Source organism: Flavobacteriaceae bacterium HL-DH10, assembly GCA_031826515.1.
GTDB lineage: Bacteria > Bacteroidota > Bacteroidia > Flavobacteriales > Flavobacteriaceae > Thalassobellus > Thalassobellus suaedae.
The window spans coordinates 2,685,931-2,704,475 of the sequence record CP134536.1; the positions used below are offsets into that span (position 1 = coordinate 2,685,931).

Sequence of the window (18,545 nt, forward strand, 5' to 3'; positions counted from 1 at the left end):
AAACAAGAATATGAAACATATAAAATATATTTGTTTATCTCTTCTATTTATAGCATTTAGTAGCTGTAATGAAGATAAAATATTAGAAGAAACTCCTTTGGATTTCACGACTGTAGATAACTCTTACAAGACTCAAGGTAATTTTGAAGCTGCAGTAGCGCAATTATATAATCAAGCAAGGCGTTATTTTGGAGATGCCGAAGGTTCAGCCACAGATATGGATGTCTGGTTTGGTACAGATGCAGGTTGGCATGCTAGAGAATTTCAATCGCATGTATATTCTCAATATGCTGGTTTTGGACCAGATAATAGTGATGTTGCCCAAAGATGGACCGATGCTTATAAAATGGTTTCTAACGCTAATACTGTAATAAGTAGAATTGCAGATGTTGATTTTGATAATGAAACAGCTAAAAATAGATTGCTTACTGAGGCTCGATTTTTTAGAGCTTGGGCATACCGAGCGCTAGTTTATTTATATGGTGATGTTCCTCTTATATTAGAAGAGGTTCCATCGGCGAGAAGAGATTTTGTTAGAGCACCAAAAGCAGATGTTTTAGCTGCTATAATAGATGATTTAGAATTTGCAAAAACTAATCTACCAAGTTTAGGAGATGAAGCTGCGGATGGTAGATTAACCAAAGATGTTGCAAGACATTTTTTAGCAGAACTTTATATTGTAACAGGTGATAACCAAAAAGCGGTTAATAATGCATCAGAAGTTATTGATAGTGGGAATTATGCTCTAATGGAAAATCGATTTGGTACAAGAGCGAGTGAGCAGGGTGATGTGTACTGGGATTTGTTTAGGTTAGGTAATCAAAATAGAAGCACAGGGAATACGGAAGGTATTTGGTTATATCAAGTAGAGTACGAAACTCTAGGTGGCTATGGTCGGGCTTCTGGTGATGCAAACTTTTGGGAACGTTTAATTGGCCCTGAATATAATAGATTTACTGCTAAAGATGAAAATCTTGGAGTAAGAACTTTTGTTTATGAATCAACTTATCATGGAGGAAGAGGGCAAGCGTTTTTTAGACCAAGTACACACGTTACTCATGGTATATGGAATAACGTAGACCCTGCTGATTATGATAATGATATAAGAAATTCAGATAATAATGTACTTAGAAAATGGTGGATAGACAACCCTTTATCTTCACATTATGGAGATATTATTGATTTACGTACAGACAGTAAGTTGGCTTATGAGACTTACCTAAATGCAGCAACAATTGAAAATGATTCTAATAGATATGTGTATCCAGTATTTTTAAAGCTTGTACAAATTAATAATCATTTTGATACCGATTTAACTGATGGTAGTTTAAGCGGTGCTCAAGAAGCGAAAGCGACACAAGCACACAAAGACTTAATTGCAAGTTATGGAGGTATTGGTCCTAAAATGAATGGAAATGCTAGACGGTATTTTGCAGATCATTATGCTGCAAGACTTCCAGAAACTTTGCTTTTGAGAGCTGAAGCTTATATGAATTTAGGAGGAGCAAACAACTTAGATTTAGCTGCCGCTGATATAAACGTTATAAGAAAAAGAGCAAATGCATCATTAATTACAGGGTCAGATGTAACTATTGATTTTATTTTAGATGAACGTTTACGAGAATTATTTTTAGAAGAGCCTAGACGATTAACATTAAATAGACTTGGTTTACTTTATGAAAGAACTAAAAAATATAATCACTATTCAAGTGCAAGTGTAGCACCACATAATAATTTATACCCTATTCCTAGTGTTGAAATTCAGAATAATACAGAAGCTGAATTAACTCAAAATGACGGATACGAAAATTAGTTTAGTTTGTTTAGTTAGTAATTAGAATAGAGTCACACTTTATTCTAAAGTTAGTTAGGGAATGCTATATCTTTTTGAAGCATTCCCTTTTTTTTTAGTTTTTAGAATCTAAAAATTCATTATATTTAAGAACATTAATATTTTATGAAAAAAAATAAAATAATAAACATGTATAAGTGTTTTTTAACAGTATTATTAATAATTCTATCACAAAGCTGTACTTCTAAAGTAGAAAATCCAATTTATAATGTTTATGATTTTGGTGCTAAAGGTGATGGCATTACAAACGACCAAAAAGCTATTCAAAAAGCTATTGATGCTTGTAAAAATACAGGAGGAACGGTTTTATTAAAAGAGGGCATTTTTTTAACCGGTCAGCTTCTCTTGGTAAATAAGTTAACTATAAATATAGATTCAACAGCAACCATTTTAGGAATTAAATCTGATGCTGAGACCGATTATCCACATCACCTTATTGAAACTAAATTCCCTAACAGAATGTTACAAGACTGTCAAAGAAGATTAATTTATGGCAACAAAGTAAACAATGTAACCATTACTGGTGGAGGTACCATTAACGGACAAGGTGATTATGAGCCATGGATGCACGTAAAGGAACTTGGAACAGAAAAAGACCGTCCTTCAATTCTAGCTTTTGTAGGTTCAAAAAATATAACAGTTTCAAATATTCAACTTATTAAACCCGCTTGTTGGACTCAAGTTTATATTGAGTCTGATGACATAACCATAAAAAATATTAAAGTAAATACAGGTAATTTAACACCTAATAGAGATGGTATTGATATTGTAGACTGTCATAATGTTTTAATAGAAGATAGTTTTATTCAATCTGAAGATGATGGAATCTGTTTTAAAAGCGGTAGTGAGTATGGTTGTAAAGATGTTGTGGTAAGACGATGTGTTTTAGATAAATTAAATGTAAATGCAGGTAATTGTTTTAAACTAGGAACCGATGGTTTAGGGAGCTTTATGAATTTTGATATTTCAGAATTAACTTTAAAAAATGCACATCAAAATTCAGCCATAGCAATAGAATCTATGGATGGTGCGGTTATCGATAATATAAATATTAAAGATTCTAATATAACCAATTGTGGTCAAGCCATTTTTGTGTTATTAGCTGACAGAAAGCGTACAGTGCCTAATAGAAAACCGAGAATAGGTGCAATTTCTAATATTCATTTTAAAAACATAACAGGAACTAATTTTACACAACAATATCCTTCAATTATTACAGGTATAGAAGGGCATCATATTCAGAATATAACTTTCGAAAATTTAGATTTTGAATTAAAAGGAGGGGTAAATACAGCTAACCAAACGGTTATGGAGTATGATGGTGAATATCCAGAAGGTAGTAAGTTTGGTAATACAAATGCTCATGGGTTTTTTATAAGACATACTGATGATGTTTTATTTAAAAATTGTAAAATATCGACTCAATTAAGTGATTCACGACCTTGGCTCGTAAATGAAAACGTTAAAAACTATAAATTATTAAAAGAATAAATTACCAATTAAACCACATAATATTTATAAACATTAAACTTTAAAACATGGAAAATTCAAGACGAACTTTTTTAGCTTCAATAAGCATGCTAGCAGCTTATAGTGCCTTTCCTATCAATGCTTTTAATTTCGGATTATCAAAAAAACTTAGAGTTGTCCTGGTAGGAACAGGTATTCGAGGTACTAGTTTTTGGGGAAAAAGATTAGTTGATGAATATTCAGATATTTTAGAATTTGTTGGACTTAGTGATATAAATCCAGGAAGACTGAAATATGGAAAAGAATATATAGGAACTAATTGTCCAACATTTATTGATTTTGATAAGATGCTGGTAGAAACAAAGCCAGATTTAGTAATTGTTACAACAATGGATTCTACCCATCACGAGTTTATTATTAAAGGTTTAGAATTTGGTTGCGATGTGCTTACCGAAAAACCATTAACTACCAATGAAAATAAAGCGCAAGCTATTTTGGATGCAGAAAGAAAATCTAATAAAAATCTTATTGTTGGTTTCAATTACAGATGGAGTCCTTACAATACAAAAATTAAAGAAATAATAGCTAGTGGTGCTATTGGTAAAATTACATCGGTAGACTTTCATTGGTATTTAAATACGTATCATGGAGCGTCTTATTTTAGAAGATGGCATGGTATAAAAGATAAAGGAGGCTCGTTATGGGTTCATAAATCAACGCATCATTTTGATCTTTTAAATTGGTGGTTAGATTCAGATCCAGAGCAAGTTTTTGCTTATGGAAGTTTAGAGTATTATGGTTCTAATGGTGCTTTTAGAGGAGATAATTGTAGGACTTGTGAATATAAAACAAGTTGTGATTATTTTTATGATATAACAAAGAATAAACGTCTTATGGATCTTTATGTTGCTAACGAAAAACATGATGGATACATTAGGGATAATTGTCTGTTTAGAAAAGAAATTGATATTTATGATAAAATGTCTGCTCAAATAAAATACGCAAATAACGTAACTGTAAATTACTCATTAACAACATATTCGCCATTTGAAGGTTGGAGAATAGCTTTTAACGGCACAGAGGGAAGAATTGAAGCGTCTTTAGATATTCCTTATGATAAAAAAGTAAGCATTAATCAGGCAGAGATGCATGCCAAAGAAATGGAACAAAATACTTTGGAAGAAGCAAATTCTGAGTCAATAATTGTTCATAAACTTTGGAATGATTTTGATACTGTTGAGGTTCCTTTTGAAAAAGGAGGCCATGGAGGTGGAGACAAACGCTTACATGATAAAATTTTTAAAACACCAAATACAGAAGATCCTTATGAAAGAGCAGCAGGAATTAGAGATGGAGTTATGTCTGCAATAATTGGAATAGCAGCTAGAAAAAGTATAGAATCTGGAGATCCAATTAAAATTAAAGATTTAACAGATATTAAACCAATGCCAAATAGAAATAAGTAAGATTTTAAATTTTTTTAAACCAATTAAATGATTCTAGATTGTATTGATAAATTAATTGTAATGCTTTTAAGCTAATCTAGAATCATTTAATTTTATTACTTTGCGATGTGTAAACTAATAAGGTGCCATTGAAAAATAATGAAATTAGTAATTTAAAATCGTTTAAAACTCTTATAAAAAAAGGGGATAAAAATGCATTTAAAATTATTTTTAACACCTATTATAAAAGATTGTATTTGTTTTCTCTTAACTATGTTGAAGATAAATATGCTGCTGAAGAGATTGTTGAAAATGTTTTACTTAAACTTTGGCAAAAAAGAAATAAACTAGATAAAATAGATAATCTAAAATCTTATTTGTACACAATGGTGCGAAATGCTTCTTTAGATTATATTAAAAAAGAAAAGAAATTTATACGTTTAGATCTAGAAAAGCATGATTCTGTAACTTTAAAAGATCAATTCATTATAGAAGAAGAAACTTATGCTGTTTTATTTCAAGCTTTAGATACTTTGCCATCAAAATGTCGAAAAGTCTTCGAATTATCATGTTTAGAAGGTTTAAAATATAAAGACATTGCAGAAGATCTTCAAATAAGTATAAATACAGTGAAATCTCAACGGTCAAGAGCCATTGAGCTCCTAAAATCACATTTAAAAAATCATCCTTTTTTTCAAATATTATTAGCGACTTTATAATATTTTAAATTTTATTTCATTTTTTTTCCACCCGAAACACCTTTTTTTTAGTCATATAGGTATATTGTCAAATTGCAAAAAAATATGTTATAATATTAGCATATTCGCAAACAATAAAATTCTATTTTATTATATTAAAGATAATGCGGGAAAACCTATCAGAATACCAAATAGCACAATTGATTTTTCAATCGATTTCGAAAACAATTACAATAGAAGAAAAAGCAATTCTAGATAATTGGTTAAAACATGAAGACAATCTTGCGCTTTACAATAAAATTATAGATAAGAAAAACATTCAAGACAAACTCTCTATTTACAAACAAATTGAAATTGAAAGAGTATATAGGAATCTTGAAGAAAAAATAATAAATAATAAAATCAAGGTTAGAAAGTTAAAGGTATTTAATGTTTTTAAATATGCTTCTGTTGCTATTTTGTTTTTGGGCATTGGTTATTTATACCAAACAGGATATTTTAACAGTAAATCGACTTTAATAACACCTTCCATCGAAAATATTACGCTTCAATTAGAAAATGGTTCAGTAAAAATTATTAAAGAAGATGGTACTTCTGAGTTACGAGATTCTAAAGGAAATATTATAGGAACACAAAACGGTACACAAATAGTATATAGTGATGAAGTTGAGAAAGAAACTCTAGTATATAACACATTAACTGTGCCTTATGGAAAACGTTTTGAAGTGTTATTGTCTGACGGGACACACGTTCATTTAAACGCAGGTACTTCGTTAAAATACCCAGTAAAATTTTTAGCAGGACAAAATCGCCAAGTATATTTAAAAGGGGAAGCCTTTTTTAGTGTTGCTAAAGATACTAAACACCCATTTATAGTCAATTCTGGTGCTTTAAATGTTCAAGTTTTAGGAACTCAATTTAATGTGTCTAGCTATCCTGAAGATAGTGAAACCGATGTCGTTCTTGTTGAAGGTTCTGTTAGCTTATATTCTAAAGTTAATGTAAATAATAATGTATTATTAAAGCCTGGATTTAAGGGGAGTTACAGTAAACAAAACATTAGTATTTCTACTAATCCTGTAATAACGAGTGTTTACACATCTTGGATAGACGGCGGATTAGTTTTTAGAAATATGACTTTTAATAATATTCTAAAAAAAATGGAAAGACATTACAATGTTAAGATCACTGCAAATAACATTGAATTAGCCAACGAGAAATTTAATGCAAGTTTTAGAAATGAACCCATTGAAAAAATACTGGAATATTTCAAAATCACCTATAACATTAATTACACCATAGAAAATAATAAAATATTAATCAACTAACTAAACTAAAATTCACTCTTGCCTATGACTTAGACACCACAAAAATTAAACTAAATCAAAAGCACATTTTTATTGTTCATTTTAACACATTTAAAATAGAACAAAAAAAAACCGGAAAATGGTGACACATTTCCCGATTTATTAAAAATGTGATTAAGCTAAATTAATAACCACAATTAACACTTCAAAAGTATGAAAAAACTTCTTAACAAAGAAAGAAGCCATAACCAACGACTGCTAAAATTTGACTTAAAGATGAAACTAAGCGTACTATTTATATTTGTTGTATTCTTCACGCTTCAAGCAAACAATTCGTATTCTCAAAAAACAAAGGTTTCTTTAAATTTAAATAACGCTTCAGTAAGTCAAATTATTGACGAGATTGAAAGCAATACAGAATTTCGATTTGTTTATAAAATTAAAGATGTAAATATTAAACGTAGTATCTCTATTAATGTAAAAAAGGAATCTATTGATGTTGTATTAAATAAAATGTTTTTGAATACAAATACGTCTTATAGTATTGTTGATAGACAAATATTTTTATTAAAAAATGAAGAGTCTACTACTCCTAAAGAAGTATTTAATCAATCGGTTAAAGAAAATAAGATACAAACATTCGATTTACAAGGAATAATCATAGATGCTTATGGGCAACCTTTACCAGGAGCGAGTATTTTAGAAAAAGGAACAAAAAATGGAACTCAAACAGATTTTGATGGAAACTTTTCTTTAAAAGTCTCAGATAAAAATGCCATTTTACTAATTTCTTACATTGGTTTTATACCACAAGAAATATCGGTTAACGGACAAACTAATTTAAGTGTTACACTACAAGAGGATGTTGCTTCATTAGAAGAGGTGGTACTTGTTGGTTATGGAACGCAAAAAAAAGCGCTTGTAACAGGTGCAAGTGTACAAGTTAGTGGTGAAAACCTTGAGAAAATGAGTGCGGTTAATGCGCTTCAGGCGTTACAGGGACAATCGCCAGGGGTACAAATAACATCTACTTCAGGACAGCCTGGAGAAAGTTTAAAAGTTGTAATTCGTGGTGTTGGGTCTACCTCAGGGAGTAACCCTTTATATGTAGTAGATGGGATATTAACGAATGATATATCATACTTAAATAATTCAGATATAGAATCTATTTCTGTTCTAAAAGATGCAGCATCTGCAGCTATTTATGGATCGCAAGCTTCTAATGGTGTTGTTTTAGTGTCAACAAAAAAAGGAAAAAGAGGTAAGGCTGCCCAAATTACTTTCGATCAGTACTATGGTCTTCAATCAGTGCCTAAAAAAATGGATTTGTTGAATGCTAGTGAGTATGCTATTATGATAAATGAAGCAGCAATGAACTCGGGTAAAAACCCTTATTTCACTAATGCTGAAATAGCTGGTTTAGGAAATGGTACAAATTGGATAGACGAAATGTTTGTTGATAATACTACTACACAAAATTACTCTTTAGGAGTGTCTGGAGGTTCAGATAGTTCTGTGTATTCAGCATCTTTATCTTATTTAGGTCAAGAAGGTATTGTTGGAGGTAAAGATTTATCAAACTACGAACGATATAATTTCAGATTTAATTCAGAACATAAACTTTATAAAGATATTGTCACTTTTGGAGAGAATTTAAGTTTTGCATATATAAATAAAAATGGAGTAGGTGTTGGTAATCAGTATAATAACTCGTTAAGAAGTACTTTTAGTGTTTCGCCTTTATTGTCTATGTATGATACTAATGGAGATTACTTTAATACTTCTAATAGTAGTGAACCTTGGTTAGCAGGTGTTGCCAATCCATATGCAGAGATGGCTTATAATAATCAGAATGAAAGTAATAATCAGAAATTGTTAGGTAATGTTTATTTGCAAATAGAGCCAATTAAAAATTTAACGTTTAAAACAACTTTAGGCTTAGATTATTATGCAGGAGAAGGACATTCTTATAGCCCTATTTATCAATTATCAGTTTATTCATTTAATGAATTTGATAGAGCTTCTCAGGATATGAATAAAGGTAAAACTTTAACTTGGGATAATTTATTAACATATAAGTTTGATGTAACAGATAATCATCATTTTGAAACTTTGGTTGGTTCATCTTCAATAAATTATGATGGCACCTATTTAAGTGGTAACAATGTGAATGTTATTTTTAGTGATTTAAATCATGCTTGGTTAGATAATGCTACAAATAGAGATGGTACTTTAATTGGTGGTCCTAATGGTGGGAAATCAGAAAATAAGAGAATGTCTTATTTTGGTAGGTTAAACTACAATTTTAAAGACACATACTTATTAAATGCCACGTTTAGAGCTGATGGTTCTTCTAATTTTCATCCAGATAATCAATGGGGGTACTTTCCATCGGTATCAGCAGGTTGGGTAGCTTCAAATGAAAATTTCTTGAGTGATTCTAATGCGATTAACTTTTTTAAATTAAGAGCGAGTTGGGGACAAGTAGGAAACCAGAATGTTGGAGCTTTTCAATATTTAGCACCAATTCAAACATCAACCACTAATTATATTTTCGGAAATCAAGAAGGGATATTAACACCAGGGGCATATCCAAATAGATTGCCAAATCCAGATTTAAAATGGGAAACATCAGAACAAATCAATATAGGTTTTGATGCCAGATTATTTAATAATACTTTAAATATTAATTTTGATTGGTATGAAAAAACGAATAAAGATTGGTTAATTGTAGCTCCAATTTTAGCAACGGCTGGTGCTGATGCGCCTTATATAAATGGAGGTAATGTTGTAAATACAGGTGTTGAATTAGCATTAAGTTATCAAAATAGAATAGGTGATTTTAGTTATAGTATTGCTGCAAACGGCGCATATAACAAAAATGAAGTTGGAGAAATACCGACGGCAGATGGTATCATACACGGCGCCACAAATCAATTGTATAATAATGCACCAGAGTTTTACAGAGCACAAGATGGATTTCCAATAGGCTATTTCTGGGGTTTTAAAACGGCAGGCGTTTTTCAAAACCAACAACAGGTAAATGATTATGGGATACAACCAAATGCTGCACCTGGAGATATTATTTATCAAGATATATCTGGAAATGGTTCCATAGGCGATGAAGACAAAACAATGATTGGTGATCCTAATCCAGATTTTACTTTTGGTTTTTCAATTACAGGAAGTTATAAAGCATTTGATTTTTCTGTTTCAGCAAATGGTGTAGCAGGAAATCAATTAGTACAATCTTACAGAGATCAATCAGGTGCATATGGAAACTATACATCAGCAATATTTAATCGTTGGCATGGAGAAGGTTCTTCAAATACAACACCACGAGTGACGGAAGATAACAGGAACTTTACTCAGTTTTCAGATTTATATATTCAAGATGGAGATTTCCTAAGGCTAAGTAACATTACCTTAGGTCTTGACTTAGCGAAATTAAAACAAAGTAAGCCCTTTTTTGCTAGTGAATTTAGAGTTTATGTATCTGTATTAAATCTACATACATTTACTAAATACGACGGTATGGATCCAGAAATTGGATTTGGAACCGATAGTTTTTCATCTGGTGTTGATGTAGGATATTATCCTAGACCAAGAACGATTATGATGGGATTAAACGTTAAACTTTAAAAAAAATAGAAAAATGAAAAATACATATTTATACATATTATTTTTAGGTTTATTGTCTCTAAGTTCTTGTAGTTTAGACACAGAACCTTTAACACAATTAACAGATACAAACTTTTATTCAAGTACAGATGATGCATATACCGCACTGGTAGGATGTTATGATGGATTACAAGTTGTTGGTGGTATTGGAGGTATGAGTTTTCCAGTAGCAAGCGAAGTCATGTCTGACGACTGCTTTGGTGGAACTGGCGCATCTGATGGCTATAATTTTGCTGCCGTAGATGAATTTGATATTAACCGTTCTCCTGCCGATGTAGATTTATTGAATGGTAATTGGGTAGCTTATTATAGAGCGATTTACCGTTGTAATGTTTTCTTATCTAAAATGGATCAAATAGACTGGAAAGGTGATGAGGCATTAAGAAATACTTACGAATCTGAAACACGAGTTATTAGAGCTTATCTATATTTTGAAATGGTAAGACTTTGGGGAAACATTCCTCTGTTAACAGAACCTTCTACTGAAAATATTCCGCAAGCAAATCCAGATGAAGTTTATGCTGTAATAGCACAGGACTTAGTTTTTGCTGCAGAAAATTTATCAAGTGGAGCTTACAATTCTGTTGATAGTGGGCGTGTTACAAAATGGGCTGCTAAATCATTACTTGGTCGTGTTTATTTATATTACACAGGGTATTATGGTAAATCAGATTTAGTAGGTATAGTTACTAAAGTTCAAGCATTATCACATTTAGAAGATGTTATTACAGGAAGCGGACATGGTTTAGTTGATGATTTTTCAACACTTTGGCCAGCAGCATCTATAGATAATTATGCAGGAGAAGATAATAAAGAAAATATCTTCTCAATTAAATATACATATACCAGTGATTATAATGGGAATACTGATGGTAACCATTGGATGGTTATGTTTGGTATGAGAGAATTCACATCTTATCCTTACGGAAACGGATGGGGAATTACTGTGAATGGTAAATTATGGGATTCCTATAAAGATACTGACACTAGAAGATCTGCATCGATTATTAGTGTTGATGATGAAGAAATTCCTTTTGATAAAATTAATAACCAAAGAGAATATACTGGGTATTATAATAAAAAGTATTCACCAATGTCTGATATAGATGGTAATAGTGTTGTAACAGCAGTTGGAGGTGTTAGTTTTCAAATTAGCCAATTTCAAGATTATGTGGTTATGAGATATTCAGATGTGCTTTTAATGGCAGCAGAATTAGGAAGTGCTAATGCGCAAACTTATTTTGATGAGGTAAGACAGCGTGCTTATAAAGAGAATTTTGTCTCAACTACCGTGTCTCAAGAAAATATTATGAAAGAAAGACATTTAGAATTTGCTTTAGAAGGTGTTAGATATTGGGATTTATTACGTCAAGGTGTTAATACTGCTGCATCAACAATTGCTGAAACTACAGAATTGTTAAGTGGTGGTGTATCAGATACTAAAATTATTTCTGAGGAAAATATCAAAACAACAAACGGTTTGATTCAAATTCCAAATACGCAAATTACATTATCTAATAATGTTTTACAGCAAAATGCTGGCTGGTAATTTTTAACTAAACTAAATATTTAAAAATGAAAAATATAAAAATATTAATTGCATCATTTTTGATGTTGGGAATAGGATTTCTAATATCATCTTGTGAGGCTGAAAAGTATTCACTTGGTAATACGCCTGATAAATCTGAAATAGATTTTGAAATTGTTCAAGATTTTACTGCAGATTCAGGTGGAAATACTGTAATCATGACTAACAATACCGATGGTGTTATTTTAACATGGAATTATGGAACTGGAAAATCTAATAAAAAAGTTGAAACAGTTAAATATGCTTTTAAAGGAGATTATACAATATATATTTCGGCAGTAACTGCTGGAGGTATTGTAGAATTAGATCCGGTTACAATTACGGTAACAGATGATAATTTAAGTTATGTAGATGACCCTTTATGGACCGCTCTTTCTGGTGGTGTTGGTCATTCTAAAACATGGTATTTAGACCTGAATGCAGATGGTGAATCTAAATATTTTGGAGCACCAATGTCTTTTTCTGGAAACGAACTTGTTTGGGATAAAGAATGTGAAGGGAATCCAGATGATGGTTTATGTTGGATATGGGAACCAGAATGGGCAGGAAATGAGTGGATTGCAGATGCTGGAGATTATGGTTCAATGACATTTAGTTTAGAAGGTGGGCCATTTATTAATGTAAACCACGCTCTTACTACTAATAGAGGCGAAGAAAATGGAACCTATTTTTTAGATGCTGATGCAAAAACACTAACACTAACTGATGCAGCTATACTACAAAATTCTTGGGGAGATAACGATGTTAATGATTGGTCTAATTATAGAATTTTAACATTAACAGAAGATGCGATGCAACTTGCAGCATTTCATAACTCTAAAGAAGAATTAGTGATTTTTAACTTTATTTCAAAAGAATATAGCGATAATTGGGTAGCAGAAGATTTACCAGATCCAAATCCTGCTATTGATTTAAACGGAGGGACTGTTGATGATTTATTATCAGTAACATCTACAACATCAAAAACGTGGTCTTTAAGTCCAGATACTCCTTTTAACTGGACAGATTTAAATGGAACATTCTTAAATGATTGGAACTCTGTTGAAGATTACCCAGACTGGGCAGCTTATACACCAGATGATCAAGTAGCTGTCGTTAATAATAAAATAACATTTAATGATGATGGTACAGTCACTACTATTGATAGTAATGGTAATGAAGCAGAAGGTACATATATAACTTCTACAGATGGAACTAATGTTATTACTTTCACAGATATTACACCTGTTTTTCCTGTAGGAAGTTCATTAGATAAAGTATCTACAACTGCCAATAATGAATGGAAAATTATAAAAACGGGCTTAACGGGTACAACGGTTACTGATGTTTGGTTTGGTAAGCGCGATGAAGTTAAGAGTGAATATATGGTATTCCATTTTGTGTTAGAAGATCCAAATGCTGATCCAAATGCTGAGGTTAAAGCTATTTTGACAGGAAATACTTGGAAAATAGATTCTAATAGAACTTATGATACTACTATTGGGGGTATTGCAGTTCAAGGACCTGCGGTGTATTCAGATTTTGCTTCTTGGTCTTGGAATCCCTTACCAGGAGAACAATATGCTGCTGGTGATGTTGGTGTAGATTACGGGGACATGACTTTTAACATTGATGGAACTATGGTTGTTAACCAATTAACAGATAGTGGTTCTGTAACGTTAAATGGAACATGGAGCGTAAGTGATGGTGAATTAACTATTACAGCAGAAATGCTACACCCATGGACTGCTGATTATGCTGTTGCAGACTGGACAGCAATTAGAACTTTTAAAATAGAACCAGGTGCATTGCTTTTACAAGCAGAAAGAGATGCTGCACTTTCAGGTGAAGACGCATTCTGGATAACCTGGATTTTTGTTCCAGGAGTTTAAACACATAAATATATCACTGTACCTTTTTAGGTGCAGTGATATATATTGCTTTGATTGAAGAATGCTTCAGTGGAGAAGGATACACCTGAAGTAAATTCTATAAACTTTGTGTTAATCTAAATAGGTTAAACTTAATCATCTAATATTTAAATTATTATAGATTTCTAATTATGTTTCCTTAGTCTTAATTTTTAATTTAGACAGGTAACAGCATTTAAATATTCAATATGTTCAAAAAAAATAAAATGAAATTTAATAAGCTTTTCACCCTATTAAGTCTGCTACTATATACATGCGTTTCAATTGCCCAACTTCAAAATAATAATACGCTAAATACGCCGCCAGATATTAGTAAAGATTTTGAAGATTATAAAAACACGTATTATCTAGCCGATGAATTAGCTTCTTTTAATCCAGAAACAGGACAAGGAACTATTAAATACTTACGATATAACTTTGCAACCAGACAAGCTTTTAACAATATGTTAAGCAAGCTTACTCCTAGTATTGCAAATGAATTTCCTTCAACAGAATATGCGGTTTCTCCAGAATTGCCATTCTCAGTTGAGTTTATTTCAGATAGAACCATTAGAATAAAAACATCATCAGGACCTCAATTTAAAAAACAAGAGGCATCTTTAATGCTTGTTGACGGTGTTGCGAAAGATGCTAGAAATTTATGGACATATTCTAAAGTTTCAGAAGGACATAAATACACAAGTTCAAAAGGATCTGTGTTAATAACTGAAAAACCTTGGCATGTATATATTTATGATGCTTCGGGAAAATTACTAACAAGTACGTTGCATTTAGATGATGTAAAAAGTACATATACACCCGTAACGCCTTTTTCATTTGTTAGAAGAGCCGAAGACTATTCTCGTAGTATGGATGCTGTGTTTTCCATGTCGCCAGAAGAAAAGATATTTGGCTGTGGTGAATCATTTACACAATTTAATAAACGTGGACAGAAAGTGATTTTATGGACAGATGATGCTAATGGTGTACAAAATGAAACCATGTATAAACCTATTCCTTTTTATATGAGTAGTCGTGGTTATGGCGTTTTTATGCACCATTCTACACCCATTACGGTAGATTTTGGTAAATATTTTAATGCTGCTAATTCTATGATGATTGGTGATGATGAAGCCGATTTATTCGTGTTTATTGGAGAGCCAAAAGATATTTTAGATGAGTATACGGACCTTACAGGTAAACCAGAAATGCCACCCCTTTGGTCATTTGGTTTTTGGATGAGTCGTATTACTTATTTTTCTGAACAAGAAGGGAGGGATATAGCAACAAATCTTCGTAAACATAAAATACCGAGTGATGTTATTCATTTTGACACCGGTTGGTTTGAAACAGATTGGAGGTGTAATTACGAATTTTCGAAAAACAGATTTGACGACCCTGCTAAAATGATTGCCGATATGAAAGCAGATGGTTTTAATGTTTGTTTATGGCAGTTACCATATTTTACGCCAAAAAACACGTTGTTTAATGAAATTATTGAAAAAGGCTTAGCTGTAAAAGACAAGAAAGGAAACATTCCTTATGAGGATGCTACATTAGATTTTACTAATCCTAAAACTATTGCATGGTATCAAGAAAAAATAGCTTCTTTACTTAAGTTAGGAGTTGGAGTTATTAAGGTAGATTTTGGAGAGGCTGGACCTGCATCTGGTATTTATAGTAATGGAAAAACAGGTTTTTACGAACATAATTTATATCCTTTAAGATACAATAAAGCGGTTGCTGAAATCACTAAAGAAGTTACAGGCAACAGTATTATTTGGGCACGTAGTACATGGGCTGGAAGTCAGCGTTATCCCTTACACTGGGGAGGCGATGCAGCAACAACTAATACAGCTATGGCATCAACCTTAAGAGGAGGACTCTCTTTAGGGTTATCTGGTTTCTCTTTTTGGAGTCATGATGTAGGTGGATTTACAACAAAATCTCCAGAAGATGTATATCGAAGATGGACGCCTTTTGGGATGCTTACTTCGCATGTGCGCAGTCATGGTGAACCACCAACAGAACCTTGGGAATATAGTAAGGCGTTTTTAAGCGGATTTAGAGATGCAGATAATATGCGTTACAAACTAATGCCATATATCTATGCGCAAGCTAAGCACGCTTCTGAAAATGGTTTGCCAATGCTAAGAGCGTTATTTGTTGAATATCCTAGCGATCCAGGTGCTTGGTTAGTAGACGATCAATACCTTTTTGGGTCAGATATGTTGGTCGCTCCATTATTTGAAAATGTAACGGAAAGAAAGGTGTATTTGCCAGATGGTAAATGGATAGATTATCAAACAGGTAAAGTATACAATAAAGGATGGCATACCATTAAAGCTGGAGCGATTCCTATTATTGCCTTAGTTAAAGATGGTACTGTAATCCCCCATATTAAATTGGCACAATCAACAAAAGATATGAACTGGAGCAAGATAGAACTAAAAGTTTATACTGCTGATACTACAGAGGCTAAAGGGTATTTGTATCTGCCAAACGATTCTGAATTGCACGAATTAATTTTAGATAAAAAAGATTCAGGATTTGTACTTAAAAATAATCCAGTTTCAGAAAAAACAAGTTTCAAAATTACTAATTAAAAGAAATAATAATGTTTAAACAGTTGTCTATAGTATTAGTAGTCGCCTTAAGTATTTCTTGTGTAAAACAAGAAAAAGATGCTATGTATCAAGTGGCATCACCAAATGCAAAAAATAATATAAAATTTGAATTACAAAATGGCGTACCAACATACAGTGTTTCTCATGGAGACAAAAGCGTACTAAATACATCAGATTTGGGTTTCATATTTAAAAACAACGATTCTCTAAGTAGTAATTTTGAAGTCCTTCATGCAGAAGAAACGGCTTTTGATGAAACTTGGGAACAAGTATGGGGAGAAAAACACCATATTCGTAATCATTATAACCAATTATCGGTAACACTTCAAGAAACCTCAAAAACCAAAAGACAATTAGAAATTCAATTTCGTGCCTTTAATGATGGTATTGCCTTTAGATACGTTTATCCAGAACAAGGTAAAGACAGCATTGTTATCATAGACGAACTCACGTCTTTCAATATAGCTAACGATGGTGATGCATGGTGGATTCCAGCTTATAAAACAAATCGTTACGAGCATTTATTTACAAAATCAGGATTAAGTACATTAGATACTGTTCATACACCATTAACAATCAAGAGTAACAATGGTTTATACTTAAGTTTTCATGAAGCAGATTTGAAAGATTTTGCAAGCTATACTATAGCTCATAAAAGCGGAACTCATTTTGATCTTGATTTAATGCCTTGGAGTAATGGTGATAAAGTACGAACCAATAGTTCTTTTAACACACCTTGGAGAACGCTTCAAATTGGAGAGAAGCCAGGGGATTTAATAGAGTCTTATATTGTTTTAAACTTAAACGAACCTAATAAATTAGAAGATACCAGTTGGATTGAAAATTACAAATACCTTGGTGTTTGGTGGGGTATGCATATTTCTAAATATTCCTTTTGGGAAGGTCCAAACCATGGAGCAAGCACTAAAATATCTAAAGAATATATTGATGACTGTAAGAAACTTGGAATACATCATTTATTAATTGAAGGATGGAATAAAGGGTGGACACCTGCTTGGTACGAAAATAAAATGCACGTATTCAGTTTTACTGAAGCTACAGACGATTTCAATTTAAAAGAAGTAACAGATTATGCCAGAGATAATGATGTGAAAATTATTGGATATCATGAAACAGGTTCTAATATTATTAATTACAGAAAACAAATTGATGCAGGTATGAAATTGTATCAAGATATGGGAATTAACGATGTTAAAATTGGTCAAGTTGGCGATAAATTAAATATGAAAGAATGGCATGGGAGTCAATTTGGGGTTCAATATTACAGAGAAGTTTTAGAAAAAGCTGCAAAATATAAATTAACAGTAAATTTTCATGAACCCATTAAGGCAACAGGAGAGCGTAGAACCTACCCAAATATGATGGCACGTGAAGGTGCTCGAGGTCAAGAATACAATGCTTGGAGTGATGGTAATCCGCCAAGTCATACGGTAACCTTACCTTTTACTAGAATGTTAGCAGGTCCTATGGATTTTACACCTGGAGTTATTGATGTTTTAGAAACAAAAGGTTTTAATAATCGTCGAGTACATACTACCGCAGCTAAGCAATTAGCATTATATGTAACGATGTATTCACCAATTCAAATGTTAGCAGATTTACCAGAAAATTACATTGGGAAACCAGAATTTCAATTCTTGGCAGATGTACCAACAGATTGGGAAGACACCAAAGTATTAAATGCTGAAATTGGCGAATATATTACAACTGTTCGTAAAGATTTAAAATCGGACGATTGGTATTTAGGAAGTATGACCAACGAAAATACGCGTGACTTAGAAATTGATTTATCCTTTTTAGGAGAGGGCACATTTGAAGCACAAATATATGCAGATGCAGAAGGAACCGATTTAGAAAATAATCCAGCAAGTGTTGGTATTTCAACTAAAAAAGTAACTGCTACAGATAAAATGACTTTAAAACTACCGTCGGGTGGTGGAACTGCTATTCGGTTTAAAAAAATATAA

General features: G+C 32.1%; 10 protein-coding genes. All 10 read left to right on the forward strand.

What is annotated here, in order from left to right:
- Nucleotides 1-10: 10 nt before the first annotated feature.
- The 10 genes from RHP49_11345 (at nucleotide 11) to RHP49_11390 (ending at nucleotide 18,545) form a co-directional block, all read left to right on the forward strand.
- On the forward strand, nucleotides 11-1,813 hold the full coding sequence (locus RHP49_11345; GenBank protein WNH11498.1) for a RagB/SusD family nutrient uptake outer membrane protein: 1,803 nt from the start codon (nucleotides 11-13) through the stop codon (nucleotides 1,811-1,813).
- Between the two features lie 168 nt (nucleotides 1,814-1,981).
- The gene (locus RHP49_11350; protein ID WNH11499.1) at nucleotides 1,982-3,343 is read left to right on the forward strand and encodes a glycosyl hydrolase family 28 protein; all 1,362 of its coding nucleotides are present in this window, start codon (nucleotides 1,982-1,984) and stop codon (nucleotides 3,341-3,343) included.
- Between the two features lie 47 nt (nucleotides 3,344-3,390).
- A complete protein-coding gene (locus RHP49_11355) occupies nucleotides 3,391-4,788 on the forward strand; it encodes a Gfo/Idh/MocA family oxidoreductase (protein WNH11500.1) in 1,398 nt (465 codons plus the stop codon).
- Nucleotides 4,789-4,916: 128 nt separating this feature from the next.
- Nucleotides 4,917-5,486, forward strand: a complete 570-nt coding sequence (locus RHP49_11360; GenBank protein ID WNH11501.1) for an RNA polymerase sigma-70 factor — start codon at nucleotides 4,917-4,919, stop codon at nucleotides 5,484-5,486.
- 143 nt (nucleotides 5,487-5,629) lie between these two features.
- Nucleotides 5,630-6,793: a DUF4974 domain-containing protein gene (locus RHP49_11365; GenBank protein ID WNH11502.1), complete on the forward strand. Its 1,164-nt coding sequence runs from the start codon at nucleotides 5,630-5,632 to the stop codon at nucleotides 6,791-6,793.
- Between the two features lie 192 nt (nucleotides 6,794-6,985).
- Entirely contained in the window at nucleotides 6,986-10,414 is a 3,429-nt protein-coding gene (locus tag RHP49_11370) for a TonB-dependent receptor (protein ID WNH11503.1), read from the forward strand.
- A 13-nt stretch (nucleotides 10,415-10,427) separates the two neighbouring features.
- Entirely contained in the window at nucleotides 10,428-12,002 is a 1,575-nt protein-coding gene (locus RHP49_11375; protein WNH11504.1) for a RagB/SusD family nutrient uptake outer membrane protein, read from the forward strand.
- 26 nt (nucleotides 12,003-12,028) lie between these two features.
- Nucleotides 12,029-13,912, forward strand: a complete 1,884-nt coding sequence (locus RHP49_11380) for a hypothetical protein (protein WNH11505.1) — start codon at nucleotides 12,029-12,031, stop codon at nucleotides 13,910-13,912.
- A 245-nt stretch (nucleotides 13,913-14,157) separates the two neighbouring features.
- Complete coding sequence (locus RHP49_11385; protein ID WNH11506.1) at nucleotides 14,158-16,536, forward strand: glycoside hydrolase family 31 protein; 2,379 nt, start codon at nucleotides 14,158-14,160, stop codon at nucleotides 16,534-16,536.
- 23 nt (nucleotides 16,537-16,559) lie between these two features.
- Nucleotides 16,560-18,545, forward strand: a complete 1,986-nt coding sequence (locus RHP49_11390) for a glycoside hydrolase family 97 protein (GenBank protein ID WNH11507.1) — start codon at nucleotides 16,560-16,562, stop codon at nucleotides 18,543-18,545.